Below are 768 nucleotides of genomic sequence, written 5' to 3' on the forward strand. Positions count from 1 at the left end.
ACTTATTGAGGACAATCTAAAGCAGGTTCATCCTCTTTTTCAGACTGTCTTTAAAACCTTTCTAAAGGATAAAGAAAAGATTGTCAACGCCCTTCAACTACACTATTCTAACGCCAAACTGGAAGCGACCAATAATCTCATTAAACTTATCAAACGAAATGCCTTTGGATTTCGGAACTTTGAAAACTTCAAAAAACGGATTTTTATCGCTCTGAACATCAAAAAAGAAAGGACGAAATGTGTCCTTTCTCGTGCTTAGCTGACTTCAACCCACTACAGTTGACAAAGAGCCAAAAAAGAAAGGACGAAATGTGTCCTTTCTCGAGATTAGCTGACTTCAACCCACTACAGTTGACAAAGAGCCTAAACAAAAAGTGAACAAACCTGAATTCTAATGTACAGAAGACTAGGCTTGTTCACTTTTTTATAGTCGCTATAAGATGACCTTATCTATAGCTTTTTATACATAATTATATATTCAGACATACTATTATCAATTGTGTCGCAGGGAGGAATCTGTTAACGCACCCATTCACCATTATCATTGACTCTATAGCCATCTATACTTGTATTGATCGCTAGCTCACCCGATGCATTTACATAATACCATTTACTGCCAACTTGGAACCATTGATTGGCTTTCATAGAACCGTTGCTGTTGAGGTAGTACCATGAACCATTATTTTGTAGCCAACCTGTCTCCATGGAACCATTATCGTTGAGATAGTACCATGAACCATCAACTTGCTCCCAACCTGTTGCCATGGA

Annotated in this window: 1 protein-coding gene and 1 pseudogene; one reads left to right on the top strand and one right to left on the bottom strand. The window is 37.9% G+C overall.

What is annotated here, in order from left to right; all coding sequences use genetic code 11:
* Positions 1-259 (top strand): transposase (locus B4W83_RS10230; protein WP_142246445.1); only part of this gene is annotated, 259 nt, incomplete at its 5' end.
* Between the two features lie 260 nt (positions 260-519).
* Here the strand turns inward: B4W83_RS10230 and B4W83_RS10235 are convergent.
* A pseudogene (locus B4W83_RS10235) lies at positions 520-768 on the bottom strand (N-acetylmuramoyl-L-alanine amidase family protein); the annotation flags it as partial.

The organism is Streptococcus pseudopneumoniae ATCC BAA-960 = CCUG 49455, assembly GCF_002087075.1.
GTDB classification, from domain to species: Bacteria; Bacillota; Bacilli; order Lactobacillales; family Streptococcaceae; genus Streptococcus; species Streptococcus pseudopneumoniae.